Raw genomic sequence first — 26,257 nt, 5'->3', positions numbered from 1 at the left:
ATTAGTTAGTGATCACCGCTGCAAATTTACATGCCTGTTCACAAACCCCACATTTTATACAAACGTCAGAATTTATAGTATGAATAGCTTTTTTCTGGCCTGCTATTGCATCTACAGGGCATTTTTTGGCACAGAGCCCACAGCCGATACATTTTTCCGGAATAATAGTATACTTAAGCAGATTCGAACACTTTTTTGCCGGGCATTTTCTTTCATCCACATGAGCCATATACTCATCTTCAAAGTACGTAAGAGTCGAAACTACCGGATTTGGAGCAGTCTGTCCAAGTCCACACAGCGAAGCTTTCTGCATAGCTTTACTGATCTGGCGCATTTTGCGAATGTCCTCTTCTGTACCTTCGCCCTGTGTAACCTTATCCAATAAATTATAGAGCTGTCGTCCCCCGATTCGGCATGGTGAGCACTTTCCACATGATTCATCCACGGTAAATTCCAGATAAAACTTTGTCACATCCACCATACAATCATCTTCATCCATCACTATCATACCGCCTGATCCCATAATCGACCCAAGTTTTTGCAGGTTATCATAGTCGATCGGTGTGTCAAGATAATCTGCAGTGATAACCCCACCAGATGGTCCACCGGTCTGAACTGCTTTAAATTTCTTACCATTGGGTATACCACCACCAATATCGTAAATAATCTCTCTAAGAGTTGTTCCCATAGGAACTTCTATCAGACCAGAATTGGTTATTTTTCCAGTTAAAGCAAAAACTTTAGTTCCCTTAGAATTCTCTGTACCTATTTTTGAAAACCAATCTCCACCCTTTGTGATAATTACAGGAATATTTGCCAACGTCTCAACATTATTTATAACTGTCGGCTTATCCCATAAACCTTTTACTGCAGGAAAAGGAGGCCTTGGTTTGGGCATCCCGCGCTTTCCCTCTATTGAAGCAAGCAATGCTGTTTCTTCACCACATACAAAAGCCCCTGCACCGAGTCTGATTTCTATATCAAAATCAAAACCGCTGTTAAGGATATTTTTTCCAAGCAAACCCATTTCCCTGGCTTGTTTTAATGCAATTTCAAGCCTTTCGATTGCAAGTGGATACTCGGCACGAATATAAATATATCCCTGGTTGGCACCGACGGTGCGTCCTGCAATAGCCATTGCTTCGAGAATAGAATGGGGATCACCTTCCAGTGTACTTCTGTCCATGTATGCTCCGGGATCTCCCTCATCGGCATTACATACCACAAATTTCTGATCACTTTCTACATCTTTTGTAAAGGACCATTTCATCCAGGCAGGAAATCCGGCTCCACCTCTTCCCCTAATTCCCGATTTTTTCATCTCTTCAATGACATCCTGGGGTTTCATTTCAAAGAGGGCTTTTTCGAGGCCCAGATATCCATCCCGAGCGATATATTCATTGATATCCTCAGGATTTATGAAACCACAGTTTCTCAGAACCACTCTGAACTGTTTTTGATAAAATTCTATATCGTCGATTCGGGCTCTTTCTTTACCTTCTTTATTATCATAAAGTAGTCTTGTAACTTTTCTACCCTTAATAATATGCTCACTTACCAACTCTTTAGCATCATCGGGTGTAATATGTACATAAAAGCTTTCATCAGGAAGTACCTTTACAATAGGTCCTTTTTCGCAAAACCCAAAACAACCGGTTTTAACGACCTGCGCATCTTCTGAAGCACCATGTTTTTCCAGCTCACTTAAGATATTTTTGTAAATAAGGTCTGCCTTACTGGACTCACATCCTGTACCACCGCACACCAAGATATAATTTTTATACTTCATTAGTCCCCCTGATTACTTGAGAATGTCCGCTGCAGGTTTATCGAATATGTGATCATTTACAAGAGCTTTTCCAACAACGTGCTCATTTACTATACGTTTAGCGATATCAGCTTTAACATTTCCATAAACAATAGCAGGCATATCCGGTACAATTACTTCTACTGTAGGTTCTGCATAACAAAGTCCCATACACCCGGTCTGGGTAATAGAGACATCAGTAAGGTTATTTTTATCAACCTCATCTAAAAATGCATCAAATGAATCTTTTGCTCCTGCAGCTATTCCACAGGTTCCCATACCTATAATTATCTGAGTTGTTTTACCCTCTGAATCCCTTTTACTGAGTTCTTTTTTCTTCTGCTCCCGCAGTTTTTTAAGATCCTCTAATGTTATTTTTGACATTCTCAAGTCCCCTTTTTGGATAAAGTCTTTTCCTGTGATTGCAGATACTTCCTGAGCGCTATTAAACTCTGTGCATCAGAAATGTCCCCCACGGCTGCAAGCAGTTCAGATTTTAGCACAGAATAGGATAATTCTCCTCTTTTTCTGTTAAACTTAATTTCACAGTTTTCTGACATGTTTATGCAGCTTAGAATGGCAGATGCGATATTGCCTAAAGGTGCCATATCCGGGTTGTCGGTAGAACAAGAAAAAAAGACAGAAGTTCCAACACCTTTCTCACTGGCAACATCAAAGGTAGCACCACATTGTGAAGCAAGCTGAGCCATAAAGGATATACCAAGCCCAACAGTTTCCCTGGTTTTATGTTTCTTGGCGTCAGTGAAAAAAGGATCTTTGACTTTCTTTAGTTCCTCCTGATCCATTCCTGTTCCATTGTCTGAAATATATAGCTTAACCCTGCCCTCTTCCTCTACTAAATCAACTATAACAAGACTGCTTTTAGCTTCGATTGAATTCTGAACAAGATCTACTATGTAATCTGAAAACGTGTAATGCATAGAAGTGAGTCTCAGGAATATTTTTCCAGAATTTCAGGTATTTGTGCACACTTAACTCCCCCGTATACCTCTCCATCAATAGTCATTACAGGAGCAAGACCACAACAACCCACACAACGTACTGCTTCGATAGTGAATTTTCCATCCTCAGTAGTGGAGTTCACACCGGTACCAAGGCGTACCTCAAGTTCTTTAATCAAATCTTCACCACCCTTAAGGTAACAGGCAGTTCCCATACACACAGAAATGATGTGTTCACCCGGTTTTTCGAGCTTGAAGTAGTGGTAAAATGTCATTACGCCATAAATTTTGGCCAACGGAACATTTAGTTCCTTTGAAACGGTAAAAGCTACATCTCTTGGGATAAACTTATAAATCTCCTGCACTTTATGCAAAATCATTATAAGATTACCCGGTTTATCTTTCCATTCTTTGATGAAATTACGCAACTCGGGCGTCAGCTCTGTAAGAACCGGCATGCTTTGAGGCATACGAAAACCTCCTGTGATCTGGTTATGGAATAGATGGAAACTGAGTATATCAGATGACTGTAAGAATTTATCGATATTGTGAATTTTGGCACATTAATTTGAACAGTTCTTCCAGCCATTCCGTAATATAACACATTAATTCATTAAATAAAAGTATTTTTCTCTATTGCGAACGGGTTTTCCATAAATTTATTTATCCTGTGATTAAGTTACTGCTGTAACAAAATAAAAAGGCTTCTCCAATGAAATTTTCTGAAATAATCGAGACGCTAAATGCCAGGGTGGTTTCTGAAGCATCAGATTTCAATTCCTGCCAGGTCTCAAGTGTAGTGGTGAGTGATCTAATGAGTGATGTGCTTGTATCGGATAAACCATCACCTTTAATCCTTACCTCTCTTTCAACCGATCAGGCTATCCGCACTGCAAGTATGGTTGATGCTTCCGGTGTTGTAATAACACAAAACAAACCACTGCCGGAAGGAATCGATAAACTCGCAGAGGAGCTGGATATAACTTTACTCCATACACCAATGGATAAATTTAAGGCCTGTGTTTTACTTGGAAAACTCCTTGAACGTAATGAGATAGAAATATAACAGCTTAATTACGATTTAAAGACATTTTTAATAACGAGTTTTTCTTCTATGACATCAACACCTCTTGATTCTTCCAGCTCTTCACTATTGGCTCTTGAGATCATTTTCAAGCTCAAGGTTAAAGATGCAATGTCTAAAAACCTTGTAACAGCGTGCAGAATTGATTCATTACGCCACGTACAACGTTTAATGAAACAACACAATGTCTCAGGTGTACCAATTGCAGAAAACGGCAGGCTTCTGGGCCTGATAAGTGTCGATAATATCTTAAGAGCCCTGGATTTTGGGTATATAGAGCATAATGTTGAGCCCTATATGACGAGAAATCTCATTGTACTTGAGGATGACATGCCACTTTCATTTGGTATATCGTGGTTTGAAAAATACCCTTTCAGACGATTTCCGGTACTAAACAGAGATGAGAAACTGGTAGGTATGTTAACCAGCCGCGATATTATTTTTAAACTCCTTTCGGAGTTAAATAAAGAAGTCGACCGCATAGAAAGCCGTATACCGCTCAAAAACATCTCTGATGAAGGCTATTACCATAGAGAATTTAAGGTAAATAAGTTCGATTTTAAGAATGGCGGGATCGCATCGAATGAATTTAGGAAAGTTTTGAAGATCAGGGAATATGATCGCCGAATTATCCGCAGAGTAGCCATAGCCTCCTACGAGCTTGAGATGAACCTGGTAGCGCATTCCGAAGGTGGTAATTTGATATTCACAATCGGAGACGATTATATTGAAATCATTGCCAAAGATCGGGGACCTGGTATACAGGATGTCCAAAAAGCGTTAACTGAAGGATTCAGCACTGCTTCTGAGTGGATAAGAAGTCTTGGTTTTGGAGCAGGAATGGGTCTGCCTAATACGAAACGCTCATCTGATGAATTTGAGATCCGGTCCCAGCAGGGGCTTGGAACTATAGTAAAAGCAAGATTTAACCTGAACAGTAAACCAGTAAATTCCAATAGTGATGAAGGTGGGTAAAAAGCCCATAACTTTTGCTAAAGTGAGGAAAAGAAATGAGAGCTAACCAACTCCAGCCAGAACTTGATTTGCAAAAAATGTATGAGTCTGATGACAGCGCAGAGATCGTAACCGGCTATACTTCAGACCTTCTTAGCGATGTCATGGCAAACGCTCAGGAAGATTCTGTGCTTATTACTATACAGGCACATGTGAATACCATCGCAGTTGCATCCATTTCCGGAATAAATGCTATAATTATATGCAATGACCGACCAGTAGGTGATGATATGATAGAAGCAGCACAAAAGGAAAACATTTCATTGTATAAAACTACAATGAATCAATTCACTGTCTCCTACAAAGTTTATGAACTGCTTAATAGGAAATAACTTTTATGCTTTGCAGGGCCGATCTTCATATTCATTCTTGCCTCTCTCCCTGTGCATCGCTTGACATGTCTCCATCGGCAATTGTTAAAACAGCTGTAGACAAAGGTCTAAACTGCCTTGCGCTTACCGACCATAATTGTGCCCTTAACTGTGCTACCATGGAGAGAGTGTGCAGAGAAGCCGAGGTATTCTTCATCCCAGGACTTGAAATCACTACTTCTGAAGAAGCTCATATACTCTGCCTATTTGAATCAACCGATAAAGCACTGGCCTTCAGTAAGGAAGTTTACACCAGAATTCCTGACGTTGAAAACGTACCAGAGAAATTTGGTGATCAGGTTTATGTTGATGAAGAGGATGGTATAGAGGGGATGGTAAATAAATATCTTGGCTTAGCAACAGATATTTCGGTTGAGCAACTTCGGGATATGGTTTTGGCATCAGAAGGACTACTGATCCCTGCCCATATAGACAAACCAGTTTTCAGCCTGATTTCTCAACTGGGTTTTATTTCCGGCCAGTTTAATGCTGTTGAACTTTCAAAAGCCTATATTAAACGTGGTCACCCCTTGAGTATAGCCAAACATTATACAGCAATAAGTTCTTCAGATTCCCATTACATTAGTGATATTGGAAGTATACATATCGAGTTTGCTATAGAATTTTCACCCTTTCACTCTTTAAAAAATGCCTTAGAACAAAAAAGTGTACAAATCAAGGAAACTGTTGCATAAAGAAACAAAGGTATTCAAAGCAGGAAAAAATGAGGAATAAATGACAACTAATAAAAACTGTATTCTAAGACTTTCACAATACAAAAGTGCTCTTTATCGTTTTAAGTCAATTGGCTTTGAAAAGATCTTTTCCAATTATTTGGCAGATGCAGTAGGTGTAACCAGTACTCAGGTCAGGAAAGATTTTTCACTCTTTGGTATTTCTGGTAATAAAAGAGGCGGTTACAGTATAAATTCTTTGATTTCTGAACTCAATAAAATTCTGGGAAAAGATAAAATTCAGAAGGTAATAATTGCGGGGGCAGGCAGCCTTGGAAGTGCTTTGATTAAATACAGAAATTTCGAAAAGGAGGGAATAAAGGTTGTTGCTGCATTCGATATTGACCCGGCAAAGCGCAACACAAAACTCTCAGTTCCAATATATTCACTGGAAGAACTTAGTAACTTTACACGAGAATATGAGATCGAGATAGGAATTCTAAGTGTACCCGAAATCGCTGCACAGCATACTCTTGACCTTATGGTAAAAGCTGGCATCAAAGGCGTTTTGAACTTCGCTCCAATTCAGCTAAAATCTCCGGATAACTGCGTTATAAATAATGTAAATCTTGAACTTGAACTTGAGAATCTAATTTATTTTGTTAATTTGCAGGCCAATGGCCAGAATGCAAAAACACAGTAGTTATCTCCACCTGCAGAGAGATTTTGCTCCCTCTGCAGGAGCAAGAGTAACTACTTCTTCTCAGACTTCTTCTTGGTTGCTTTTTTTCTGGTTGTTTTTGTTGTTGTTTTCTTAGCAGCTTTCTTTGTAGTTGTTTGTCCTTCTTTAACTTTTTTTGTTGTAGCCTTTTTAGCAGGTTTTGCTTTAGCTTCTTCAGCAGGTTTTGCTTTAGCTTCTTCAGCAGGTTTTGCTTTAGCTTCTTCAGCAGGTTTTGCTTTAGCTTCTTCAGCAGGTTTTGCTTTAGCTTCTTCAGCAGGTTTTGCTTTGGCTTCTTCAGCAGGTTTTGCTTTGGCTTCTTCAGCAGGTTTTACCTTCGCTTCTTCAGCAGGCTTTTTCTCCACCTCAGCCATAACTTGTCTCTCTGCTTCGATCCAGTCCTGAATATGATATCCATGCTGGCCACCTCTTTTCAAAAAAAGCTCAAAGGCCCTCTGTTCAATCATTTCCTTTACAGACTTCATATAACCTCCTCCTTTTTGCCTGCTTATATGAATTTATGGTGATTATAACTTACATCGGAGTGAAATTAAACAAAAATTAAGTATAAATAATTCCAGCGCCCCCATTCAACTGATTATCACCTTATCTGCACAGAACTTTTCCCCGCCCTTTTACTCAACCCCTTCCATTGAGATTGAAAATTAAATATTTTTATAAGTATATCGCACTATATAGTTAGTTACATCTTATCCACTCATGGTACTGTGGCCAATAAAAACAGGAAAAAAAACCTATCTACCAGGAGCACAACGTGTGCCCCTGAAGAGAACATCTTATCTTCTGAACCTCTTTCCTTTGATGAGATTGTTGATAAGGCGCTAAAACTATGTAAAAAACTTCCTGATTCCTGTTCTGCTTTCAGAATTCAAATTGGGGAACTGCGCAACCGGCTCGCCGAGGGACAGCTTCATCTTGCTGTTCTGGGACAATTCAACCGGGGTAAAAGTACCTTTATTAACGCTCTTTTGGGAATCAATATACTCCCTACATCCGTTTTGCCTATTACCGCGGCACAAACAAACATTAGATATGATACCAAAAATAGTTGTACAATTCATTTTTTAAACCAGAAACCAGATCTTAAAGTCACAGACTCCCTTAAAAGCATTCGCCAAACACTTAAAAAATACGTAACAGAGGAAAACAACTCAAATAACAGATACGGAGTAAAAAATGTTACCATCACCTGTGACAGCCCGCTTTTAGCCAATGGTACTGTTTTGGTAGATACTCCTGGTTTTGGCTCTACTTATATCCATAACACAAGAACCACTCTTGATCTTTTGGCCGAGTGTGATGCAGCACTTTTTCTTATATCAGCAGATCCTCCAATGACACAGACAGAAGTCGAGTTTCTTAAACAGGTCAGTCTTTATGTACCACAAATCTTTTTTATACTTAATAAAATCGATTTGGTTTCACCAACAGAAGCAAAAGAGCTGCACTCGTTTATTAAAAGTATCCTCATTAAACAATTAAATTATCAGTATGATACTCCTATTTTCCACACCTGTGCATTAAAAGGAGTAAAAGCTAAGCACTGCTCTGATACTGATCCAAACTGGGTTGCAAGCGGTCTTGATTCGGTAAAGAAAGAGGTGCTCGGTTTCATGTCCAGAGAAAAGTATTTTACACTCTCTGAGGGCTTAAACGACAAATTTGCAGAAGCATTACATGGGATCGAACATAGAATCAGTGAGGAGCTTGAGCTACATAAAGCACCAATAAATAAGCGAAATGAGGAGAAAAAAAGAGCTAAGGAAATATTAGAAAGTATAAAAAGTCGTATAGATAAGGAACTAGACATTTTTGATATAGAAAAAAATGCACTACAGAACTATCTAGACGAACAGATCACCAATTCTCTACCCAGAATAGATCAGGAGATTTATCAATCCATAGCAAACACAGTCAACACCACCCCCCGGATATCCAATGCTACAGCGATTCTTTCTGCCATGACTACCACAACACTTAAAAATGCTTTCGAGCGCCTTTACTTAAAGCTGATTAGCTCAGCAAACACCCACCTTCGTAAAGCTATCGATTCACACCAAAGCGAATATGCTATGATTCACTCGCTGGCACTGAACAGATCTGCAACAAAGGAACAGTACGATTTTACAGAAATAGATATCGAATCTTCTACCGATGACACTCTTTTCCAGACATCAGATATCCCCCTACCTTCATTAGGAAAATTTGCGTTGTTTAGTTCCCGAAAAAAACAAAAAGATACTATTCAACACTACTTTAATGAGCTGGCAAAAAAACAGATTGGAATTATGGCGGAGAAAATTCGTGAAAATTCTAAATTGATGATCACTCAAAGTGTCTCAGACCTGAAGACCCATTTTTCAAAAAAGTATGAAAAAGTGATTACCATTTTAGAGGAAACTGCCTTTAAAGAGACCACTTCCCCCCAAGAGACAGAAGCAGAGGCCAGAAGAATCAAAGAGCTCGAAAATATACTGGAATCTCTTTTTGAAATTAGGGGTGAATTAGCAAGTTAACATTATTTGCAGCTGATTTAAATTGTACAACATAAAACAGATACTCCTTTTCCCTGCCCCTCAATAAAACAGGCCTTCTATTTGCTTACTACATTAAGCGTAACCAGGAGGTTTTAAGTTGGCGAAAAGCGAGAAAGGTGAACAGGATTCAAGAGGGCGTCATGCCAAGACCCCAAGGCAGATAAACCTAAAGGGGTGGCGCGATATTCTGCTCAGGGTAAAGAATCAGATTGGTGAGCAGAGTCTCAGTGTAATAGCTGCAGGAGTTGCTTTTTATGGTTTTTTGGCACTTTTTCCTGCAGTGGCAGCACTTATTTCCATATACGGTATCGTGATTACGGTAGAGCAGGTAGAGCAGCAAATCAGAGCGCTGACCGAAATACTTCCCGAACCGGCACAAGTGCTTATTGAACAACAGCTCAGCCAAATAGTTGCTCAGTCTCCAACGGCTCTGGGTTGGGGAATGGTGATAAGTATACTTCTTGGTCTGTGGAGCGCAAATAAAGGAACCAAGAATCTTTTTAAAGGATTAAATATTGTTTATGAAGAGAAAAAAAAGCGAGGTTTCCTCAAAGAGAATGCGGTGTCTTTGCTTTTCACACTTTTTTTGATCATTATAATGATAATTAGTATGGCGCTGATTGTTGTTTTTCCGTTGGTTTTAAATTTTTTGGAATTACCCGGTTGGTTGCATACCCTTACAGCCCAGCTTCGATGGTTGCTGCTGGCAATTCTCGTTCTTTTCACCCTTTCAACTATTTATCGTTTTGCTCCTGTAAGACGTAGCCCCAAGTGGAAATGGGTCAGTTGGGGTGCCGTTTTTTCCACCATTGTGTGGCTCATTGGATCAGCACTGTTTTCATTCTATGTCTCAAATTTCGGTGCTTTCAACGAGACCTATGGCTCACTTGGTGCAGTCGTAGTACTTCTTCTTTGGTTTCTTCTAACAAGCTTTATTGTACTTATTGGTGGGGAAATAAACTCTGAGATGGAGCATCAAACCATCAGAGATACAACAAGCGGCCCCGAGAAAAGATTGGGCAAAAGAGACGCTTACGATGCAGACGATGTAGGAGATATCCCCTGAGCAGATTGTGCACTGTCTCAATCTGCTCAGGTTTAGCTTTCTTAATCGATCATTCCATTTAATTCATCGCTAATAGCTTCAATCTTCTTTTCAACCTCAGGAATTGCACTGTTTAGCTCTCGTTTCGGCTCTGTGCGGCAAGAAGCATAGAATTTAATTTTAGGCTCTGTTCCTGAAGGACGCACACTGATGATGCTCAAATCATCAAGAGTAAATTGCAGTACATTTGAACTTGGCAGATCAATATCCTTTTGAGTTGTTCCGGAAACAATGTTTAGGGTGGTTCCATCTCTATAGTCTTTCATCTGCTCAACACTTCTGCCTGCAAAGGTTTTAGGTGGTGTAGTGCGAAGCTTATCCATAAATTCCTTCATCTTTATAAGCCCCGATTCACCTTTGAAGGTTTTAGAGATAAGTGTTTCCTGAAAATAACCATACTCAAACCAAATCTCTCGAAGACGATCGAAAAGTGACTTTCCCTGTGTTCTGTGATACAGAGTCATCTCTGCAGTTAAAGTCGCAGCCGAAACAGCATCCTTATCCCTTACTTCTGTGTTTACCAGATACCCATAACTTTCTTCACCACCAAAAACATATTGTGGCCCATCTTTCTGTGATTCAAACTCTCTGATTTTTTCACCAATATATTTAAAGCCTGTGAGAGTAGTAAAACACAAAGCGCCAAAGTTCTGAGCTATAAGTTTTTGCAGCTCAGTAGTGACAATAGTAGAGATAAAAGCTGGTTTTTGCGGTAGAATCCCTAACGCTTTTTTGGAGCTAAAAATATAGTCGGTTAAAAGGACACCGAGCTGGTTTCCAGTAATGAGCCGTAATTGCCCCTTTTCCGGAGCGGCGATTCCCAATCTATCAGAATCGGGATCAGTTCCCATTACCAGATCAGCACCCGTTCGTTCCGCCAGCTCAAGTGCAAGGCGCATTGCGGAAGCTTCCTCGGGGTTTGGGTATTTAACTGTAGGGAAATTACCGTCGGGTTCTTTCTGCTCTTCCACAGTAATTACCTCAATTCCCATCTCCGATAACGCAGTCTGTACAGGAACTGTTCCGGTTCCATGCAAAGGAGTGAATACAACTTTTAATTCTTTGCCTTTAGAGCGGATAAGTTCAGGGCGGATTGCCTGAGCTTTAACCATTTCAATAAAAGGGATATCCACCTCTTTATCTATCATAACAAGTTTACCTTGTGATATTGCATCCTCTTTGCTTATTTCGTTTATTGGCCCCGATACCGCTCTTACCTCTGATATTATACCGGTATCATGGGGTTCTACCACCTGCGCCCCATCTTCCCAGCACACCTTATAGCCATTGTATTCGGAAGGGTTATGGCTTGCAGTTACAACTATTCCTGCTGTTGCACCAAGTTTACGTACAGCAAAAGATAGTTCAGGAGTAGGTCTTAGAGATGTAAAAAGGAATGTTTTTATGCCATTTCCACTAAGAACTCGTGCAGCTTCAAGTGCAAAGAGATCGGAAAAGTTTCTCGAATCGTAAGCAATAACAACAGAAGCGCTGTTTGCAGCTGCAGCTTTTTTTATATAATTTGCCAACCCCTGAGTGGCCCGACGTACAGTGTATGGATTCATTCGGTTATATCCACCACCAATTACCCCCCTTAAACCACCAGTTCCAAATGCCAGATCGGTATAGAAGCGGTCATTTAATTCTACTGTATCGTTTTTTTCAAGCAGTTCTTCTACCTGTCCTCTGAAAAAAGCATCCTGTTCCAGAGAAATATATTCCTTTGCTTTAGCTATCAGAGTATCGTTATCCATTGAATGCATCTCCTTGGCATATAGATGGTAATTAAAACAAACAACCTCAGTAGATCGTTTCAAATTAGAAACATTAAAAACAAACTGAAGGGAGAAAATAAGTCAGGACTGAGTGTAATGAGTAGGAAAAAAGGTAAACTTTTATAGATAGATCGGTGAGTGTATGAAAATTGAAGATTCAGAGGTTATGATAAGAAATATGCAGGTAAAAGTGTATTGGGGCTTAATATATAATTAAACCCCGCAGTATGAGATAGTTTTATTTTGAACCAACAAGAGGTTCTCTTTCGAATTTGAGTCCCGATTGCTCCGCCTTCTCAAATGCTTTTGCTGATCCCAAAGCTGTCACACTCCACCTTTGAGAATCAAGTATACTTTTCGCTGCATTTTTTAAACTATCAGTGTTAGCTTGCAAAATCTCATCCCTAATAGTTTGTCTTATTTCTTTGGAGTAATCACTCAGGCTATCCAGAGTTTCTCCTAATCCCTGACCATGAGGACTTTTAGGGGAATCCATTCGTCCAATCGCTCCAATTATACTCTGATCTATTTTTTCCTGTTCAATACCATCGGCAACCTCTTGTAAACCATTTTCAAAATGCTGTAATGTACTTTCCAGATTAGGATCCCGGTAGGAAGCGGTTGCAAATACAGGATGAAAAACAGACATAGAAGCCATACCACCGTATGCACCGCCCTCCACTCTAATTTTATCCCATAAATACCCGGTGGAGAGGTTTCGCGAAAGCAAAAAGAGATTTGCAAGCTGATGTGCACTTTTGTCCTGAAGTTTCCATGCCCGGGAAACAAAATTTACCGCAGAACTTATCTCTATGCCCCTGAGCCCCTCTTCTCTACCATATTCCTCCGGTGGAGGTTCAGTCTCGATACTTTGCTGAGGTAACTTTTCTGCAAATGTTTTCAACATATCAGAGAACTTTTCCGGTTCCTGCGCGGTTAGGGAAAAGAGAAGACTCTCTTTGTTCACTATTATTTTATGAAGCTGGGTACATGCTTCAATCACCTTGTTGATATCATCATTTTTTACCAGCTCATCAAGAAATCGAAGCTGTGAAATCCCACCCATGACCTCTCCGATATATTTTGAACGTATCAGTGCCGATGAAGCATTTGTCATTGCAAAGCTATGGCCTGAACTAATTACCGATGAGGCCATTTCGTTTCGCTCCTCTACCAAAAGATCCCTAATCTGTTTTTCATTAGACAGGTCTGGCTTTGTCAGAAGATCAGTAAATATCTGTAGCATCTCTGCAAAACGAGCTTCTAAAGATTTTCCATGAAAAAAGGCCATAAAAAGCAAATCCTGCTCTGAGGAGATTTTTGTCCTGCATACAGCAGAAGTATCTATTCCCCCGGTCGAAAGTGTAACTCTCTTGGCCATTTTTTCGTAAGAGTATTCACCAGCTCCACATCGATTCATAAGTTCTAAATAGATAGGAACAAAGTAGAGAAGATCTGCTGGCACCACACTTAGATCAAACCCTATGTCCAGATAAGTGATTCCCGAGGTAAATAGAGGGTGTGCCATAAATTTAATACCCTCAATCTCTTCTTTTTTGACCGGGACTTCTTTTAAATGTCGGGGCAAATCACTTTTTTGTAGCTTTGGCAATTTTGCTTTTTGCTCAGCCGAAGATTGTGACTTCTGCTGCTCTATTAATTTTTTAGTTAACCTATTATATTTTTCTTTTTCATCCTGAGTGATATTTGCGGTCAGTTTTTGCGATTGCTTTTGGGTCTGCAATTCAAGCTTTTCTCCCATCTTAGAAGAAGCAACTATGGTGGAAAGAAGGTTGTGAGGGTTATTAACCAGCTTTTCTTCGATTACTTTTTCAAAGTAGTTTCCGATTTTCATCTGTTCCTTTATATAATTCAGTGGTTTTTCAAAGGCAAGGTGTGCCACGGGATCACCTCCATGAAGCCAGGATCTGTAAGCCCGCTCAGCAAGTCGTAAACTATAAGGGAAATGACCGCCAGCAACTTCCCTTCTGCTGAATTCAACCTGACGCAAAGCCCCTTCAAGCAGTTGTTTATCCATTGAATGGAGCTCTGTTTTAAGTGTTTCAAAAATCAGTTCCTTAATCTTTTCAGCATGTTCTGGTTTGGTTTTCCTTAATCCGACCGCAAAGCTGCTTTGAATCAACTCAGCATCAAAACCAGTAACATCGTCCAGATCTTCCCCTAATCCCGAATCAACTAAAGCCCTTTTAAGAGGAGAGGTTTCGGTTCCCAGCAAATAGTGAGAGAGGATACTGCCAGTAAGTGTTGTTACCGGATCTTTACTATCCCCGAAAATCCAGCTAACAGAAACAGTTGCCGTGCCATCGTCTTCTTTGGGGGCCGGTGCTTCTATGACTGTGCTTTTTGGTTTGTCCCAAAGCGGCTGAGGAGAAACGGTGGAATCAATTTGAAGGTGATCGTAACTTCCAAGATAATTAGCATCCAAAAACTGAAGTGTTTTTTTTGATGGAATATTTCCATAAAGGAAAATAAAGGAGTTTGATGGGTGGTAAAATTTTCGGTGAAAATCTCTGAACTGTTCATATGTTAAATCAGTAATACACTCAGGATCACCTCCGCTCTCAAAAGCATAGGTAGTATCTGGATACAGCGCAGACATAGTGCGCCTGAAAACGTGGCTTGAAAAATCAGAAAAGACACCTTTCATTTCGTTATACACAATTCCCTTGATCCCAACGGGGTTATCTATATCTTCCACATCAAAATGCCATCCCTCCTGATAAAAAGTATTTTCACTGAGTAAGGGATTAAAAACGGCATCACAGTACACATCCATAAGATTGTAATAGTCTTTTTCAACCTGTGAAGAAACCGGATAAACAGTTTTATCAGGATAAGTAAGGGCATTAAGAAAAGTCTGAAGTGAACCCTTAAGCATCTCCTGAAAAGGATCTTTAACAGGAAACTTTTTTGAGCCACAAAGAACAGAATGTTCCAGAATATGTGGTACTCCTGTGCTATCATTTACAGGCGTTCTGAAAGCAACAGAGAAAAGATTATTTGGATCTGAATTAAAAAGGTGCATTAAACGGCAAGCAGTTTTAACATGAGTAAATATGTAGGCGGTTGAACGTAGCTCGGGAATTTTTTCGACCCGATCCAGCCTGAAACCACTAATTTCTTCAGTTAATTCAATATCCTGTACAGGCAGATTCGTTTCACTCATGTTTTCCTCTTTCTTTGGCTTTAGGTACAATCTTTTCGTTTTTCATTTATATAAAAATAAAAGAACATGGCTTAAGAGGCAATTATCAAAGCTCCAAGCAAATTAAAAACCAATACTAACATCCGAGTGTTTAGAGGACGAAAAATTAAAGAAGATCAGAAATAAACCCAAACAGGCTTTGTCATTTATATATATTATTCTACTATGCCCATAATATCATTTTACAAAAGCATCATATTATTATTCTCTTTATCTAAATTACTATGTGGAGTATTGTACTTATTTCTCACCAAAGACTAAGCGAAAATTTCTTATATTTTTTTAAAGTGAAAAACACTAAAAGTAGTAACTTTAATGCATCGGCCCCAGGAGCGGTTTTTTGCCACTCTAAAAGTTGGTAAGATTTTTGCTGCATTCTTTCCGTCAGATTAGATCTAAGCATTAACTCTGATGAGAAGCCAGATGCTTGAATTAGATCTGGACAATTTTTTTGGGGCAAACACTATTCATCATTTAGGTTAACGGAGCATTGAAATGAAAACACCCAAGATACTATTAGTAGACGATGAAGAGGCAACACTTTTTGGTTATTCAAGGTTTCTCACAAAAGCAGGCTACTCTATAGAAACAGCCAAAAGCCTAAAAGAAGCCAAAAGTATTACACACGGCAAAAGTTTTGATGCGGTATTGCTTGATTTGAAGCTACCGGATGGAAATGCAATCGACTGGATAGCAGAACTAAAAAGTGCTCATCAAAATACGGCTATAATAGTTATAACCGGTGTTAGTGATATTGCAACAGCAGTTAAAGCTATTAAGCTGGGAGCCAACAACTTTCTCACCAAGCCACTCAATATGGAAGATTTAAATATAAGCATCAAAAAAGGTCTTGAGTTTGAGGAGTTGAAGAAAAGAGATTTCGTACACCAGCGACTTAATCCCAAAAATGGGGATCCCTATTTTGGCTCCAGTCCAGTCATAGAAAAGGTGATTCAGTACGCAAATGTTGCAGCAATGAACCATACAGTTGTGCTGCTCTGCGGTGAAACCGGGACGGGTAAGGGTATTCTTGCTCGCTGGATTCATGATCACAGTGCCAGAAAAAATGAAGCGTTTGTGGAGGTTAACTGCTCAAGTCTTAAGGGTGAGCTTCTTAGAAGTGAACTTTTCGGTCATGCCAAGGGAGCTTTTACCTCTGCTATTAAAGACCGATCAGGACTAATTGAGGTGGCCGATGGTGGTACTTTATTTCTCGATGAAATTGGAGACATGGACCTGGAAGTTCAAACTCAACTTCTAAAAACCATAGAGGAGAAATCATATAGAAGAATCGGTGAAAACAAGGTCAGAACAAGTGATTTCAGACTCATTTGTGCTACTAATCGAAATCTCACCGAAGCATCAAACAAAGGTACATTCAGGAAAGATCTATACTACAGAATCAACATATTTCCCATTTCTTTGCCCTCCCTGCGAGAGAGACGCGAAGATCTACCCGGGCTTATTAAACACATGCTTATGAGTTTTGGGTATGATCAGTTCCCTCTACAACAAAGTGTTATTGACACCCTGGTCAGATATGAATGGCCTGGTAATATCCGTGAGCTTAGAAATATGCTTGAAAGAGCACTTCTTTTATCCCAAGGTAAATCGTTAAACTGCTCACATTTCCCTGGCCTTGAAGGTTCCACACCACTTAACCAGGACAGCTCTACACCAGAAGTGTGGAATCTTGACGATCTGGAAAAATTGCATATAGTAAAAGCATTGAAACATTTTGGGGGCGATAAATACGAAACCAGTAATGCCCTTGGTATTTCACTTTCCTCGCTGTATAGGAAATTGGATAAAATGCAGCAACACGCTACTGCTTAAAATCGTTTTCTCAGAATTATTCCTATTTTAAAAAATAACCCTCCGAAAAGCAGGAGGGTTATTTTTATTTTCGCCCACTCTAAGCATTATTTAACCGGCATAATCTTTGCTTAATTGTACCATGCTAAGTAGAATTTCGCTAAAGTATCTAGTAACTCTATTTAACCGGAGAAAAGTATGCCTAACGAACGCTATAAAGACTTTCTAAGTTTTGCACTACAACGTTCAACTGAAAATACCCATTTTTATGAAATACAAGCTAAGCTTTGCCACAATACAATTAACCGGCGTTTTCTTTACTATCTTGCAGCCAAAAGCCGAGAACTGTATGTGAAAACTAATCTCAAATCCGCTCTACACAATTACAGTGATCTCAAAGAGTACAAACAAGGAGAACTTAAACAATTTAATTTTCCTCTTTTTTGCTTGCAAACAGACCAAATCTGCTCAGTTGCTAAAAAATTAATCCAAAAAGATATAAAGCTGTATAATGATCTTGCAATATTTGAAGAAGATAAGCAGACCAGAGAACTCTTGATTTTTCTCTCTGAAATAGCCAAACAAATGTTACGAGATGTTTTGGAAACCAGCAAAGATTTTATAACATCTCAACATGAACATAAAGAAAAAGAAATAGTATACAACAAACTACCCAATGCCAAAGCTTTGTGTGTTTAACATATTGTCAACCTAAGAAGTTCATTTTTAATCTGCTGCACTTGCCGTTTTTAATGGATAAAAGTTGGCTGTTTCTTTTCCCTCTATTTAGCTGGAGTTTCACACAATTTCTAATCAATCTTTCACCTCATGAATTTAAGCTGTCACATCTATGGGGTTATAGTATTTTAGCAACATGTGGTATTCTTTTTTCTGTAATGATTCATGAAAGCGGCCATATGCTCGTTTCTGTCCTTAAAGCAGGTGAGTGGCCCAAACGTACCATTTACCTTTTTGGTAGTACCGGTCAAAATCCATATAACCCCTATGACCTTTTAACCGTTCTCTCCGGCCCACTCTTTAATTTCCTTTTTGCGCTGTTCCTATCTTTATTTTTTTTAGTTCCTTCAGTGCAGATTACAAACTCTGCTTTGTCAACTATTATAACCTGTATAATTTATTTCAACTTTTTTTTAGCAGTGATAAACCTGATTCCAATACCCCCAATGGATCTGAGCCATCTACTCCACAACTATTTGAAAAAAAAGAGGGGTAACGTTGAGTTGCTTTTTTGGGCGGGTACTATAACCAGCCTTGTTCTTTTTACCTCAGGTATTGCTCTGCTACTTAAAGGTCGATTTATTTTTGGTTTATGGACCCTGATAATAGCTATACTCCAAAACAGTTCTCTTTATAATTCATACCAAACAAAAAAATTACAGGATTTTTTTAGAGGAGAAAAGGTCCAGAAATATATGAGGCGTAATCCCATTATTGTCCCTGGGTCTGTTTCACTGAGTTTTTTTAAAAAAGAATATCTTTCCAAGTATCATTTTGAAACTTTTCCAGTAAATGTTGCAGGTTCACTATTGAAACAAGTAGACATTTCAAGTTTTAATTCAATACCGGAGATGCTTTGGGAAGAAAAGAAAATTTCTGAAATAGCAGTAAACTGCGATGATTGCAATAGTTTAAGCATTAACAGTGATGTTGTTGATGCATTAGTGCTAATGAAAAATCTTCAAAAGGGATGTGTAGTAGTAACAGATAATTTTGGAAATCTTGCAGGTGTGTTATCCTGCAAAGATCTTATCCCCTATATTTCAACGAAAATAGACCTTTCACCTCAGTAACCTCATTTATTTATTTCCTACTGCTTTTCCCTACGCAGAGCAAGCATTGTAATATCATCATAGGGAACAGTACCCTCGCTATGCTCACTCAGAGTTTCTTCGACTTTTTCAATAATCTCACAAGCAGAAGCATAGGGTCTGTTAATCAGTTTTGAAAATTTTGTTTTGGTGAAAAACTCGCCATTTGCATTTCGTGCTTCAATAACTCCATCAGTATATAAGAGGATCATTTCTCCGTGGTTTAATGTTAGCTTCTCCTGATTAAAATCAAGCTCATCAGAGATACCCACAGCCGGTCCTGTTGGATCAAGCCACTTTTTAATCTCTCCATTTGCTCTAAGCAAAGCTGGGGGATTATGACCAGCATTAATATAGATCACCTCGCCAGTTTTTGGATCAACTACAGCAAAGAACATGGTTGCATACATAAACCGTCCTGTTCCGGTGTGGTGATGAAGTGCGATATATTTGTTGGCGAAATCGACTGCACTAAGGGGATCTTTGATGCTCTCTGCTGATTGCTCTGTAAAAGCCCTGATAAGAGTCCTGATAAGAGACATAAATAGTGCAGCACTTACATCCTTTCCCGAAACGTCGGCAATAACATAGGCAGCCCGACCATCTTTTAACATAAATGCATCATAAAAATCACCGGAAACTTCTCTTGCAGGTAAAAACAGCGCTTTGGATTGCCATCCTTTTATCTGCGGCAATGAGTCAGGGAGAAAAGAGGACTGAATTTTTCTTCCCAGCTCTAGCTCCCGTTTTATTGCTTCCAGATAAGCATGTTCCTGCTCCCGTAACTTTTGAAGCTGTTGATTTGTCTGCTCAAGGGTAATGGCCTGTTCCTGAACTTTTTTCATGAGCAATGCGCCTTGCAATGCTCCACAAAGGTGCTGGCTTAATATGTGAAAAACAAAACCCTTACAGCACGTTGATCTAAACAGTGCAAACCCCAGTTGTTCATGTTTGAAGTATAGAGGTTGAATGACCAGTTGCCACGGAGCACTGAGTTTTTTTAATCCCCCGGGCAGTAATTCCCTGCTACTGAAGCTGATATTTTTGGGAAGTGGACTTTTCTTTCCGTCTTTGAGAGCAAAAATAGTGTTGGAGGTATTAAAATTTTCACTGTTTTTGTCATATAATGAGAGATAAAACTCATCTATTCCTATTTTGGGAAATTCACGTTCTATTGCTTTGCTCAAAGTAGGAATGTCAAAGGAGTTAGCAATTGCCTGCCCTGCGGAGCGCAGAAGTGCAGCCTGTTGTTCTTCAATGAGACGTTTATGTGTTTGCACCCGCACAGCAGCTTCACTGAATAAGTTGTAGGCATCATGCAGAAGCAAATCAGCCCTTTTTAGCTTATCACCAACCAAAGTACCCACAAATCGCCTCATAGCAGCCAGTATTTTCTGCCACTGCAAAGCATCTTCTCCTGCCAAAACAATTGTCCTGACTACTCTGTTTAAAGCAGGTAAGAAAACTCCATCACTATCATTTTCCACCTCATCGATAAACGCTTCGACGAGTCGTTTAAGCTCATCCCCTGAGCCAATTTTTTCCTCAATCAAGGGTTCAAACATTTTCAATGAATTGATTAGCCACTCACATTTTTCCTCATGTGTTTCGATCCCTACTGGGTCAGGTAAATCACTATGAATGATGTTTAAGGAGTGCTGAGGGTTAATAAAACATCCACACGACTGGCGTATTACCAAAGGTGCATCAAGCACTGTACGCATTGGAACACTTCCACCCTCAATAAGCGTAGTAAGTATATCCACAGCAGATTTACCGATTTCATAGAATGGCTGCCTTACGGTAGTAAGAGGTGGTGTGGTTAGTTCCCCCTCTTCGATTCCATCAAAGCCGGCGACAGCAACATCTTCAGGAACCCTTATACCCGATTCCTGCAGAGCAGCAATAGCACCCAACGCAGATTCATCATTTACGGCAATCAGTGCATCAAAAGATATTCCACGTTGTAAAAATTTCTTTGCAGCACGCCCGCCCCCCTCTCTGCTAAAATCTTCAGCAATTACCCTGTCGCTTCCCCCTTCAAGTCCATATTCAAACATGATCTTCTGAAAAAGCTCCTGTCGCTGAGAAGCATCCACATTACCCTGAGGACCACCGATAAAGGCGAACCTGTTGTGACCGTGAACTGTAACCAGATGCGATATTACACTCCTTACACCAGAGGAGTTATCGATTAAAACAGCGGGGATATCTTCAAGAGTAGGGGCCAGGGTAACGATAGGAATTCTGTTGAATCGCTCTAAAAAAAGCGAAAACTCTCTATCGGATATGAAATTTTTCAAAGTTCCAGATATAATAAGGCCATCGATGTTTTCGACCGGTATATGATTATAAATCATATTAGACTGAAACTCATAAGGGTTCCAGGGTGATATGCGCAGTGTCCCACCCTCATAGCAGATCAGGTTAGCATCATAAGACCGCGCACCATCAGAAATACCTGGCCAGATTTGAGAGTAGTACAAACCACCAAGACCTTCAATAAGCAAGCAAATCGTTTTTCTTGAGTTCTTCATATCCTTCCAGTTTTCAGAGGTCCTATTAAAAAGTACTATAATAATACATAAAGGTCGAATTTTTTTTCCAATAACAGTAGTAATGTTTCAGTTTTTTTTTATAACGGCCATAAATGTCATCCTTTTGTCGTTGTTATAAGCAGGGGAGGGGGAGGAATTCACAGGATTAGCGGGGAGATACATAAAAAAACGGAAACCGTTCGGGCAGTTAAATTGGGGGGGCTGACCCGAACAGCTCCGAAGTTTTCAAAAATTTTAGTGACCCTTGTTTAAAAATAAGTTCATTATAAATGAACATTCCTCCCTTTATTTGATTTCTATATCCTTTTGTTTCAACCATTTGGAAACCTTTTTTCTTAATCAGTGTATGTTGTTAAATAGTTTTGAATCGGGAAAAAAACACATTCAATTGCATTGGGCATTCACTTTGCTACTATACGTAGTAGTTAACTGAAACAGTCCAATTTACCTGGAGGTAATGTGAAATACATTTCAGAATTATTGTTGGCAATGCTTTTTTTTACCGGTTTTTTCTCACCAGTTTACAGTTATATTGATATGGGAACCGGCAGTTATGTTCTGCAAATTATTTTAGCTTCATTTTTTGGTGTTCTTTATGCAGTAAAAATTTATTGGAAAAAAATCCTTTTAGTACTACGAAAGCCAAAACGTCAAAGAGTAAGAAGTGAATTTCAAAATGATTGAGGGTAGGGTTGAATCATCCTTCAGGGATCCTGCTGGTTTTGTCTTCTCAAGAAACGGCATACTGTATCGACAGATTAATAAACAGTACAGGCATCAATACAACTACCTGTTAAGCTCCGGATTGTATGAGGTTTTAGCGAAACAGGAGCTACTGATAAGACACAAACAGGTTGATATCGATCCATTTCATCCAAATTCATCTCACCTTATAATAAAACCATATACTTTACCTTTCATCTCCTACCCTTACGAATGGTGTTTTAACCAACTTAAAGATGCGGCATTATGCACTCTTGAAATTTTAGAACACTCAATCAAACATTCTATGATCCTTAAAGACTGCAGTGCTTATAATATTCAATTTTTTAAGGGCAAAGCAGTTTTTATCGATACACTCTCCTTTGATTCATACAAAGCTGGCGATCCCTGGGTTGGGTATCGCCAGTTTTGCCAGCACTTTCTGGCGCCACTTTTACTTATGTCTCATAAAGATCCACGCATGGTACAGCTGCTGCAGTCCAATGTAGATGGTATTCCTGTCGACCTTACAAGCAAACTTCTCCCCTTCTCTACCTGGCTTAGCCCATCTATTTTTTTGCATATTCATCTACATGCGAAACTTCAAATGAGATACCGTACACAAAAGCCTTCCAAACAGAAGAAAGCACTTCCAACCCGCTCACTTTCAGGTATGATCGCCCATCTTAAAGGAATAATCTCCAAAATGCCCTCTCCGCCTGCTAATAAGACCTGGATAGAATATTACTCACATTTTTCCTATTCACAATCTTCTTTTTCAGAGAAAAAGGAGGTGATTTCAAATTATCTTGATCAGACCAAGCCTGCCACGCTGTGGGATTTAGGTTGTAATGACGGAACATTCAGTAGACTTGCCCAGGACAAAGGTATTTTGGTTACTGCTTTTGATAGTGACCATTCGGTGATTGATAAAAATCATACTCTTAATAAGGCAAAAAACATAAGGGGCGTACTTCCTTTAGTAGCAGAATTAACTAATCCCAGTCCGCCATCAGGGTGGGCCAATAAAGAACACAAGAGCCTTGAGCAGCGTGGGCCTGCAGATTGCATGCTTGCTTTAGCCCTTGTACATCATATAGCTATCGGTAATAATGTTCCCTTTGAAATGATTGCACAGTATTTCTCCAAACTGTGTAAAGTATTAATCATAGAGTTTGTTCCTGTATCAGATCCTCAGGTCAAGCAACTACTTTGCACCCGCTTCGATTCTTTTGAATGGTACTCACAACCAAATTTTGAGCACTCATTTATGCAACACTTTAAAATAGGTAATATCTATCAGCTAAGGGAAAGTTTGAGAACGTTATATTTAATGGAGAGGATTTAAAACAGGCAGGTTGAATAATGAGTGATGACCGGGAAAATATCCCGGCCACCTGAAAAACTTATTATCCCATTGTAACACTTACTTCATGTGTCTTGTTGTCTTCAAATATGGGCACTATCTGCGAATCGATCTCTTTTCCATCTACAACAACCTTCTTTACCCCCTTGCATACTCCCTTAGGGTTATGGATTGTGATTTTGTAGGTAGCATTACGGAAAAGACGCTCTATTGAGATTTCATCCCATTTTGATGGGATACATGGGTTGATTTCCAAGCCATTGTAGCGAGGTTTCAGACCCAGTATATACTTACTTGCCGCCTGATAGGTCCAGGATGATGTTCCCGATAGCCAGGAGTTTCTTGCAAGTCCAAACTGCGGGTGTTCATCTCCAAGAATGTTCTGCGGATATACGTAAGGCTCACACTCATACTCATCAATTACGTCATTTTTCGCTGCCGGATTGATTTGATTATAGTACTCGTAGGCATGCTCCCCGTTACCAACGATCGCTTCAGCTATCATAACCCAGGGGTTAGTATGGAGGAATATTCCGCCATTTTCCTTTGCTCCGGGAGGATAGGTGGTGATTCCACCCTTTGATGGATCATAGCCGTTAAATCCCGGGGTGCTCAATTTGATTCCATTTGAAGTATTGAGTTTGCTTCTTGCAGAATCAAGCGCAGTCCTCGCACGATCTTTAGGGGCATACTGAGCATACACAGGCCAGGACTGAGCATTAAGATAGATTTGCCCATGGCTGTTTTCTTTTGATCCTAAAGGTGTGCCGTCATGATCAAAATATCTTACATACCATTCACCGTCCCAGGCGGTTTCATTTAACCTTTTTTCTATGAGCTCATAGTCCTTTTTATACTGGTCTGCTTTTTCCTTTATTCCAAGATGTTCTTCAAGCTCTACCATCTCAAGAAGAGCCCTTCCATAGAGGCATGCGTTGAAGATAGACTCAGCGCCAGTGGGAAGATTCACACAATCATTCCAGTCAGCAAAACCAAGCAATGGAAGCCCATGTTCTCCTATATTGCTTTTGGTGAACTGAAGCGAACGATAAAGGTGTTCTTTAACCGAAGTAGCTTCATTCTCGGCTCCATCATAATACTGCACCGATTGTTCGAGAAAATCCATATCGCCGGTTTCTTTAACATATGCAGTTACTGCAAGGACAATCCAAAGATGATCATCACCATAGTACTGTGGGCGATCGGGCATCTCATGAGCATCACCATTGGTAGCTTCCATACTCATTGGGTTAAACTGATGCATCGCAGAGCCATTTTTATTCTGAACTGAAAGCAGTTTAACTATAAGCTCTTTTGCCTTTTCGGGCATGTGATCTACAACACCCATTATATCCTGAGAGCTGTCGCGAAATCCAAGCCCTCTTGTACCCAGCCCAAGTTGGTAGTAGGAGAGATAGCGAGACCAGTTGTAGGTAATGAAACACTGGCGGGGGTTATGTACATTAAACATGCTGTTAAAGGCTGCATCCGGTGTATGAGCCTGATATTGTGAAAGATATTTATGCCAAAATTCTTTAAGATCTTTAAACGCCTTATCAACTTCATCCTTTTTGCGGTAACGCTCAATGGTATCCTTAGCCTTGAGCATATTTTCATCCTGTCCCAGCTGAGTTATTACTCTTTTCTGCTCCCAGGGCTTCAGTACACCCAAATGGTGAAGCAGCACAGCTACGTTGTCACCACGATGAGCCTGATAGTTACTTAATTCGTCATTTTGAAGAGAGAGCGGGTTAGCCCATGTTCCATACTCGTTATCACCCAAAAATTTTGCTCTATCAGTTTCAAAAGACGAAGCCGCAGTATCAGAGGTGAAGTAATTAATTTGTCTGTCTCTGTTCATAAAAGCATATTGAATCAAAACACGCTGGTTATCGGCATTAGAGAAGCACCGTGACTGCATGGTTTGAGGTACCCAGTCAGCATTGGTAAGCTGTTTTACGGCATCGAAATGAGTATATTCTACTACGGGAATAAGATCAATCTCCTGAGGGGTATCAGAAATATTTGTAATACGGATATCTCTGATTTCAACTTCCCCATCAAGCGGAACAAAAACTGTGCACTCGGTTCTAATCCCATAGTACTCTGATACTATACGACTGTATCCCATTCCCACATGGCACTCGTATTTGTCATAATCATCGAGCGTAGGCACAAAGAAAGGAGAAAAAACTTTATAGCTGTTACCCTTTTTGATTCTTATATAAAGAGTTTCTCCCTTGAATTCAGATGCTGGCATCTGCTGAATGTATTTGGTGATCCTGTTAAGCGAAGGATCTCCTTTGCAGATCAACGCCCCACCAGTATGGTCTACAAACCCACCAAAAGAGAGGGTACCGATATAATTTATCCATTTTACCGGTGTCTTTGGATTAGTAATTATATACTCTCGTGCTGCATCGTCAAAATAACCATATTTCATAGTCTATCGGTCCTTTCTATGAACCATGGGCCAAAAATTTAGTACCAGATAATTTACAGTAATAGCATAATATATATATTTAATAGGCCGATTCGTATAAATACCGAAGATTTTGACGTTTTTTCCACCTTTAGCACTAAACACAAACCAAAGATCTTAGATTTTTGCACACTTACATCACACTGATTTGCCTCAAATATGATTTTTGTATTTTTAGCACCATACCATCCCCAAAAGGGTAAAAATTTTT

21 protein-coding genes are annotated in these 26,257 nt (G+C 39.6%); 12 read left to right on the top strand and 9 right to left on the bottom strand.

Annotation, left to right across the window (positions count from 1 at the left end; genetic code table 11):
- Position 1 precedes the first annotated feature (1 nt).
- The 4 genes from QA601_09445 to QA601_09430 are packed head-to-tail and all read right to left on the bottom strand — an operon-like array spanning position 2 to position 3,239.
- Positions 2–1,789 (bottom strand): NADH-quinone oxidoreductase subunit NuoF, encoded by a 1,788-nt coding sequence (locus QA601_09445; protein MDG5815302.1) that lies wholly within the window; start codon positions 1,787–1,789, stop codon positions 2–4.
- A gap of 12 nt (positions 1,790–1,801) precedes the next feature.
- A complete protein-coding gene (locus QA601_09440) occupies positions 1,802–2,191 on the bottom strand; it encodes a (2Fe-2S) ferredoxin domain-containing protein (protein MDG5815301.1) in 390 nt (129 codons plus the stop codon).
- Positions 2,192–2,193: 2 nt separating this feature from the next.
- Positions 2,194–2,748 (bottom strand): ATP-binding protein, encoded by a 555-nt coding sequence (locus tag QA601_09435; GenBank protein ID MDG5815300.1) that lies wholly within the window; start codon positions 2,746–2,748, stop codon positions 2,194–2,196.
- Between the two features lie 11 nt (positions 2,749–2,759).
- Positions 2,760–3,239 (bottom strand): NAD(P)H-dependent oxidoreductase subunit E, encoded by a 480-nt coding sequence (locus QA601_09430; GenBank protein MDG5815299.1) that lies wholly within the window; start codon positions 3,237–3,239, stop codon positions 2,760–2,762.
- A 242-nt stretch (positions 3,240–3,481) separates the two neighbouring features.
- On the opposite strand from QA601_09430, the gene QA601_09425 reads away from it, so the two are divergent.
- From QA601_09425 to QA601_09405, 5 genes are read left to right on the top strand one after another with little or no spacing between them, the layout of a single operon-like run.
- Positions 3,482–3,835: a DRTGG domain-containing protein gene (locus QA601_09425; GenBank protein MDG5815298.1), complete on the top strand. Its 354-nt coding sequence runs from the start codon at positions 3,482–3,484 to the stop codon at positions 3,833–3,835.
- Between the two features lie 48 nt (positions 3,836–3,883).
- Positions 3,884–4,828, top strand: coding sequence for a CBS domain-containing protein (locus tag QA601_09420; protein MDG5815297.1), 945 nt, complete (start codon positions 3,884–3,886; stop codon positions 4,826–4,828).
- Positions 4,829–4,863: 35 nt separating this feature from the next.
- Complete coding sequence (locus QA601_09415) at positions 4,864–5,199, top strand: hypothetical protein (GenBank protein MDG5815296.1); 336 nt, start codon at positions 4,864–4,866, stop codon at positions 5,197–5,199.
- Between the two features lie 5 nt (positions 5,200–5,204).
- The gene (locus tag QA601_09410; protein ID MDG5815295.1) at positions 5,205–5,933 is read left to right on the top strand and encodes a PHP domain-containing protein; all 729 of its coding nucleotides are present in this window, start codon (positions 5,205–5,207) and stop codon (positions 5,931–5,933) included.
- 40 nt (positions 5,934–5,973) lie between these two features.
- Positions 5,974–6,615 (top strand): redox-sensing transcriptional repressor Rex, encoded by a 642-nt coding sequence (locus tag QA601_09405; GenBank protein ID MDG5815294.1) that lies wholly within the window; start codon positions 5,974–5,976, stop codon positions 6,613–6,615.
- Positions 6,616–6,665: 50 nt separating this feature from the next.
- On the opposite strand, the gene QA601_09400 is transcribed toward QA601_09405, so the two are convergent.
- Positions 6,666–7,115 (bottom strand): DUF2934 domain-containing protein, encoded by a 450-nt coding sequence (locus tag QA601_09400; protein ID MDG5815293.1) that lies wholly within the window; start codon positions 7,113–7,115, stop codon positions 6,666–6,668.
- A gap of 243 nt (positions 7,116–7,358) precedes the next feature.
- On the opposite strand from QA601_09400, the gene QA601_09395 reads away from it, so the two are divergent.
- Positions 7,359–9,167, top strand: coding sequence for a dynamin family protein (locus QA601_09395; protein MDG5815292.1), 1,809 nt, complete (start codon positions 7,359–7,361; stop codon positions 9,165–9,167).
- 118 nt (positions 9,168–9,285) lie between these two features.
- Positions 9,286–10,254 carry a YihY/virulence factor BrkB family protein gene (locus QA601_09390; GenBank protein MDG5815291.1) on the top strand — a complete coding sequence of 323 codons (969 nt, stop codon included), beginning with the start codon at positions 9,286–9,288 and terminating at the stop codon, positions 10,252–10,254.
- Positions 10,255–10,295: 41 nt separating this feature from the next.
- Here QA601_09390 and QA601_09385 read toward each other — a convergent pair whose 3' ends face one another.
- Both QA601_09385 and QA601_09380 read right to left on the bottom strand, forming a co-directional pair.
- Positions 10,296–12,047 carry a phospho-sugar mutase gene (locus QA601_09385; GenBank protein ID MDG5815290.1) on the bottom strand — a complete coding sequence of 584 codons (1,752 nt, stop codon included), beginning with the start codon at positions 12,045–12,047 and terminating at the stop codon, positions 10,296–10,298.
- Positions 12,048–12,306: 259 nt separating this feature from the next.
- On the bottom strand, positions 12,307–15,255 hold the full coding sequence (locus tag QA601_09380; GenBank protein MDG5815289.1) for an insulinase family protein: 2,949 nt from the start codon (positions 15,253–15,255) through the stop codon (positions 12,307–12,309).
- 534 nt (positions 15,256–15,789) lie between these two features.
- Between QA601_09380 and QA601_09375 the strand changes: the two genes are divergently transcribed.
- The 3 genes from QA601_09375 to QA601_09365 all read left to right on the top strand — a co-directional run bounded on the left by QA601_09375 (position 15,790) and on the right by QA601_09365 (position 18,920).
- Entirely contained in the window at positions 15,790–17,130 is a 1,341-nt protein-coding gene (locus QA601_09375; GenBank protein MDG5815288.1) for a sigma-54 dependent transcriptional regulator, read from the top strand.
- Between the two features lie 177 nt (positions 17,131–17,307).
- Positions 17,308–17,808, top strand: a complete 501-nt coding sequence (locus tag QA601_09370) for a hypothetical protein (GenBank protein MDG5815287.1) — start codon at positions 17,308–17,310, stop codon at positions 17,806–17,808.
- 53 nt (positions 17,809–17,861) lie between these two features.
- Entirely contained in the window at positions 17,862–18,920 is a 1,059-nt protein-coding gene (locus QA601_09365) for a hypothetical protein (GenBank protein MDG5815286.1), read from the top strand.
- Between the two features lie 17 nt (positions 18,921–18,937).
- Here QA601_09365 and QA601_09360 read toward each other — a convergent pair whose 3' ends face one another.
- Positions 18,938–21,475: a SpoIIE family protein phosphatase gene (locus QA601_09360; GenBank protein ID MDG5815285.1), complete on the bottom strand. Its 2,538-nt coding sequence runs from the start codon at positions 21,473–21,475 to the stop codon at positions 18,938–18,940.
- 480 nt (positions 21,476–21,955) lie between these two features.
- Between QA601_09360 and QA601_09355 the strand changes: the two genes are divergently transcribed.
- On the top strand, positions 21,956–22,180 hold the full coding sequence (locus QA601_09355; GenBank protein ID MDG5815284.1) for a hypothetical protein: 225 nt from the start codon (positions 21,956–21,958) through the stop codon (positions 22,178–22,180).
- Complete coding sequence (locus tag QA601_09350) at positions 22,161–23,546, top strand: hypothetical protein (protein ID MDG5815283.1); 1,386 nt, start codon at positions 22,161–22,163, stop codon at positions 23,544–23,546. The genes QA601_09355 and QA601_09350 overlap by 20 nt, the downstream gene beginning before the upstream one ends.
- Positions 23,547–23,607: 61 nt before the next feature.
- Here the strand turns inward: QA601_09350 and QA601_09345 are convergent, their stop codons facing one another.
- The gene (locus tag QA601_09345) at positions 23,608–26,007 is read right to left on the bottom strand and encodes a hypothetical protein (protein ID MDG5815282.1); all 2,400 of its coding nucleotides are present in this window, start codon (positions 26,005–26,007) and stop codon (positions 23,608–23,610) included.
- Between the last annotated feature and the right edge of the window lie 250 nt (positions 26,008–26,257).

Source organism: Chitinispirillales bacterium ANBcel5, assembly GCA_029688955.1.
Classification (GTDB): Bacteria; Fibrobacterota; Chitinivibrionia; order Chitinivibrionales; family Chitinispirillaceae; genus Cellulosispirillum; species Cellulosispirillum alkaliphilum.
The sequence above is the reverse complement of the archived record's forward strand: the minus strand, read 5'-3'. Positions and strand labels throughout refer to the sequence as shown.

Bases quoted from the DNA above. Each gene is read 5' to 3' on its own strand.
- QA601_09445 (MDG5815302.1), bottom strand. From the start codon at position 1,789: ATGAAGTATAAAAATTATATCTTGGTGTGCGGTGGTACAGGATGTGAG.
- QA601_09410 (MDG5815295.1), top strand. From the start codon at position 5,205: ATGCTTTGCAGGGCCGATCTTCATATTCATTCTTGCCTCTCTCCCTGT.
- QA601_09440 (MDG5815301.1), bottom strand. From the start codon at position 2,191: ATGTCAAAAATAACATTAGAGGATCTTAAAAAACTGCGGGAGCAGAAG.
- QA601_09430 (MDG5815299.1), bottom strand. From the start codon at position 3,239: ATGCCTCAAAGCATGCCGGTTCTTACAGAGCTGACGCCCGAGTTGCGT.
- QA601_09405 (MDG5815294.1), top strand. From the start codon at position 5,974: ATGACAACTAATAAAAACTGTATTCTAAGACTTTCACAATACAAAAGT.
- QA601_09380 (MDG5815289.1), bottom strand. From the start codon at position 15,255: ATGAGTGAAACGAATCTGCCTGTACAGGATATTGAATTAACTGAAGAA.
- QA601_09345 (MDG5815282.1), bottom strand. From the start codon at position 26,007: ATGAAATATGGTTATTTTGACGATGCAGCACGAGAGTATATAATTACT.
- QA601_09420 (MDG5815297.1), top strand. From the start codon at position 3,884: ATGACATCAACACCTCTTGATTCTTCCAGCTCTTCACTATTGGCTCTT.
- QA601_09415 (MDG5815296.1), top strand. From the start codon at position 4,864: ATGAGAGCTAACCAACTCCAGCCAGAACTTGATTTGCAAAAAATGTAT.
- QA601_09425 (MDG5815298.1), top strand. From the start codon at position 3,482: ATGAAATTTTCTGAAATAATCGAGACGCTAAATGCCAGGGTGGTTTCT.
- QA601_09435 (MDG5815300.1), bottom strand. From the start codon at position 2,748: ATGCATTACACGTTTTCAGATTACATAGTAGATCTTGTTCAGAATTCA.
- QA601_09365 (MDG5815286.1), top strand. From the start codon at position 17,862: ATGGATAAAAGTTGGCTGTTTCTTTTCCCTCTATTTAGCTGGAGTTTC.
- QA601_09400 (MDG5815293.1), bottom strand. From the start codon at position 7,115: ATGAAGTCTGTAAAGGAAATGATTGAACAGAGGGCCTTTGAGCTTTTT.
- QA601_09385 (MDG5815290.1), bottom strand. From the start codon at position 12,047: ATGGATAACGATACTCTGATAGCTAAAGCAAAGGAATATATTTCTCTG.
- QA601_09360 (MDG5815285.1), bottom strand. From the start codon at position 21,475: ATGAAGAACTCAAGAAAAACGATTTGCTTGCTTATTGAAGGTCTTGGT.
- QA601_09370 (MDG5815287.1), top strand. From the start codon at position 17,308: ATGCCTAACGAACGCTATAAAGACTTTCTAAGTTTTGCACTACAACGT.
- QA601_09375 (MDG5815288.1), top strand. From the start codon at position 15,790: ATGAAAACACCCAAGATACTATTAGTAGACGATGAAGAGGCAACACTT.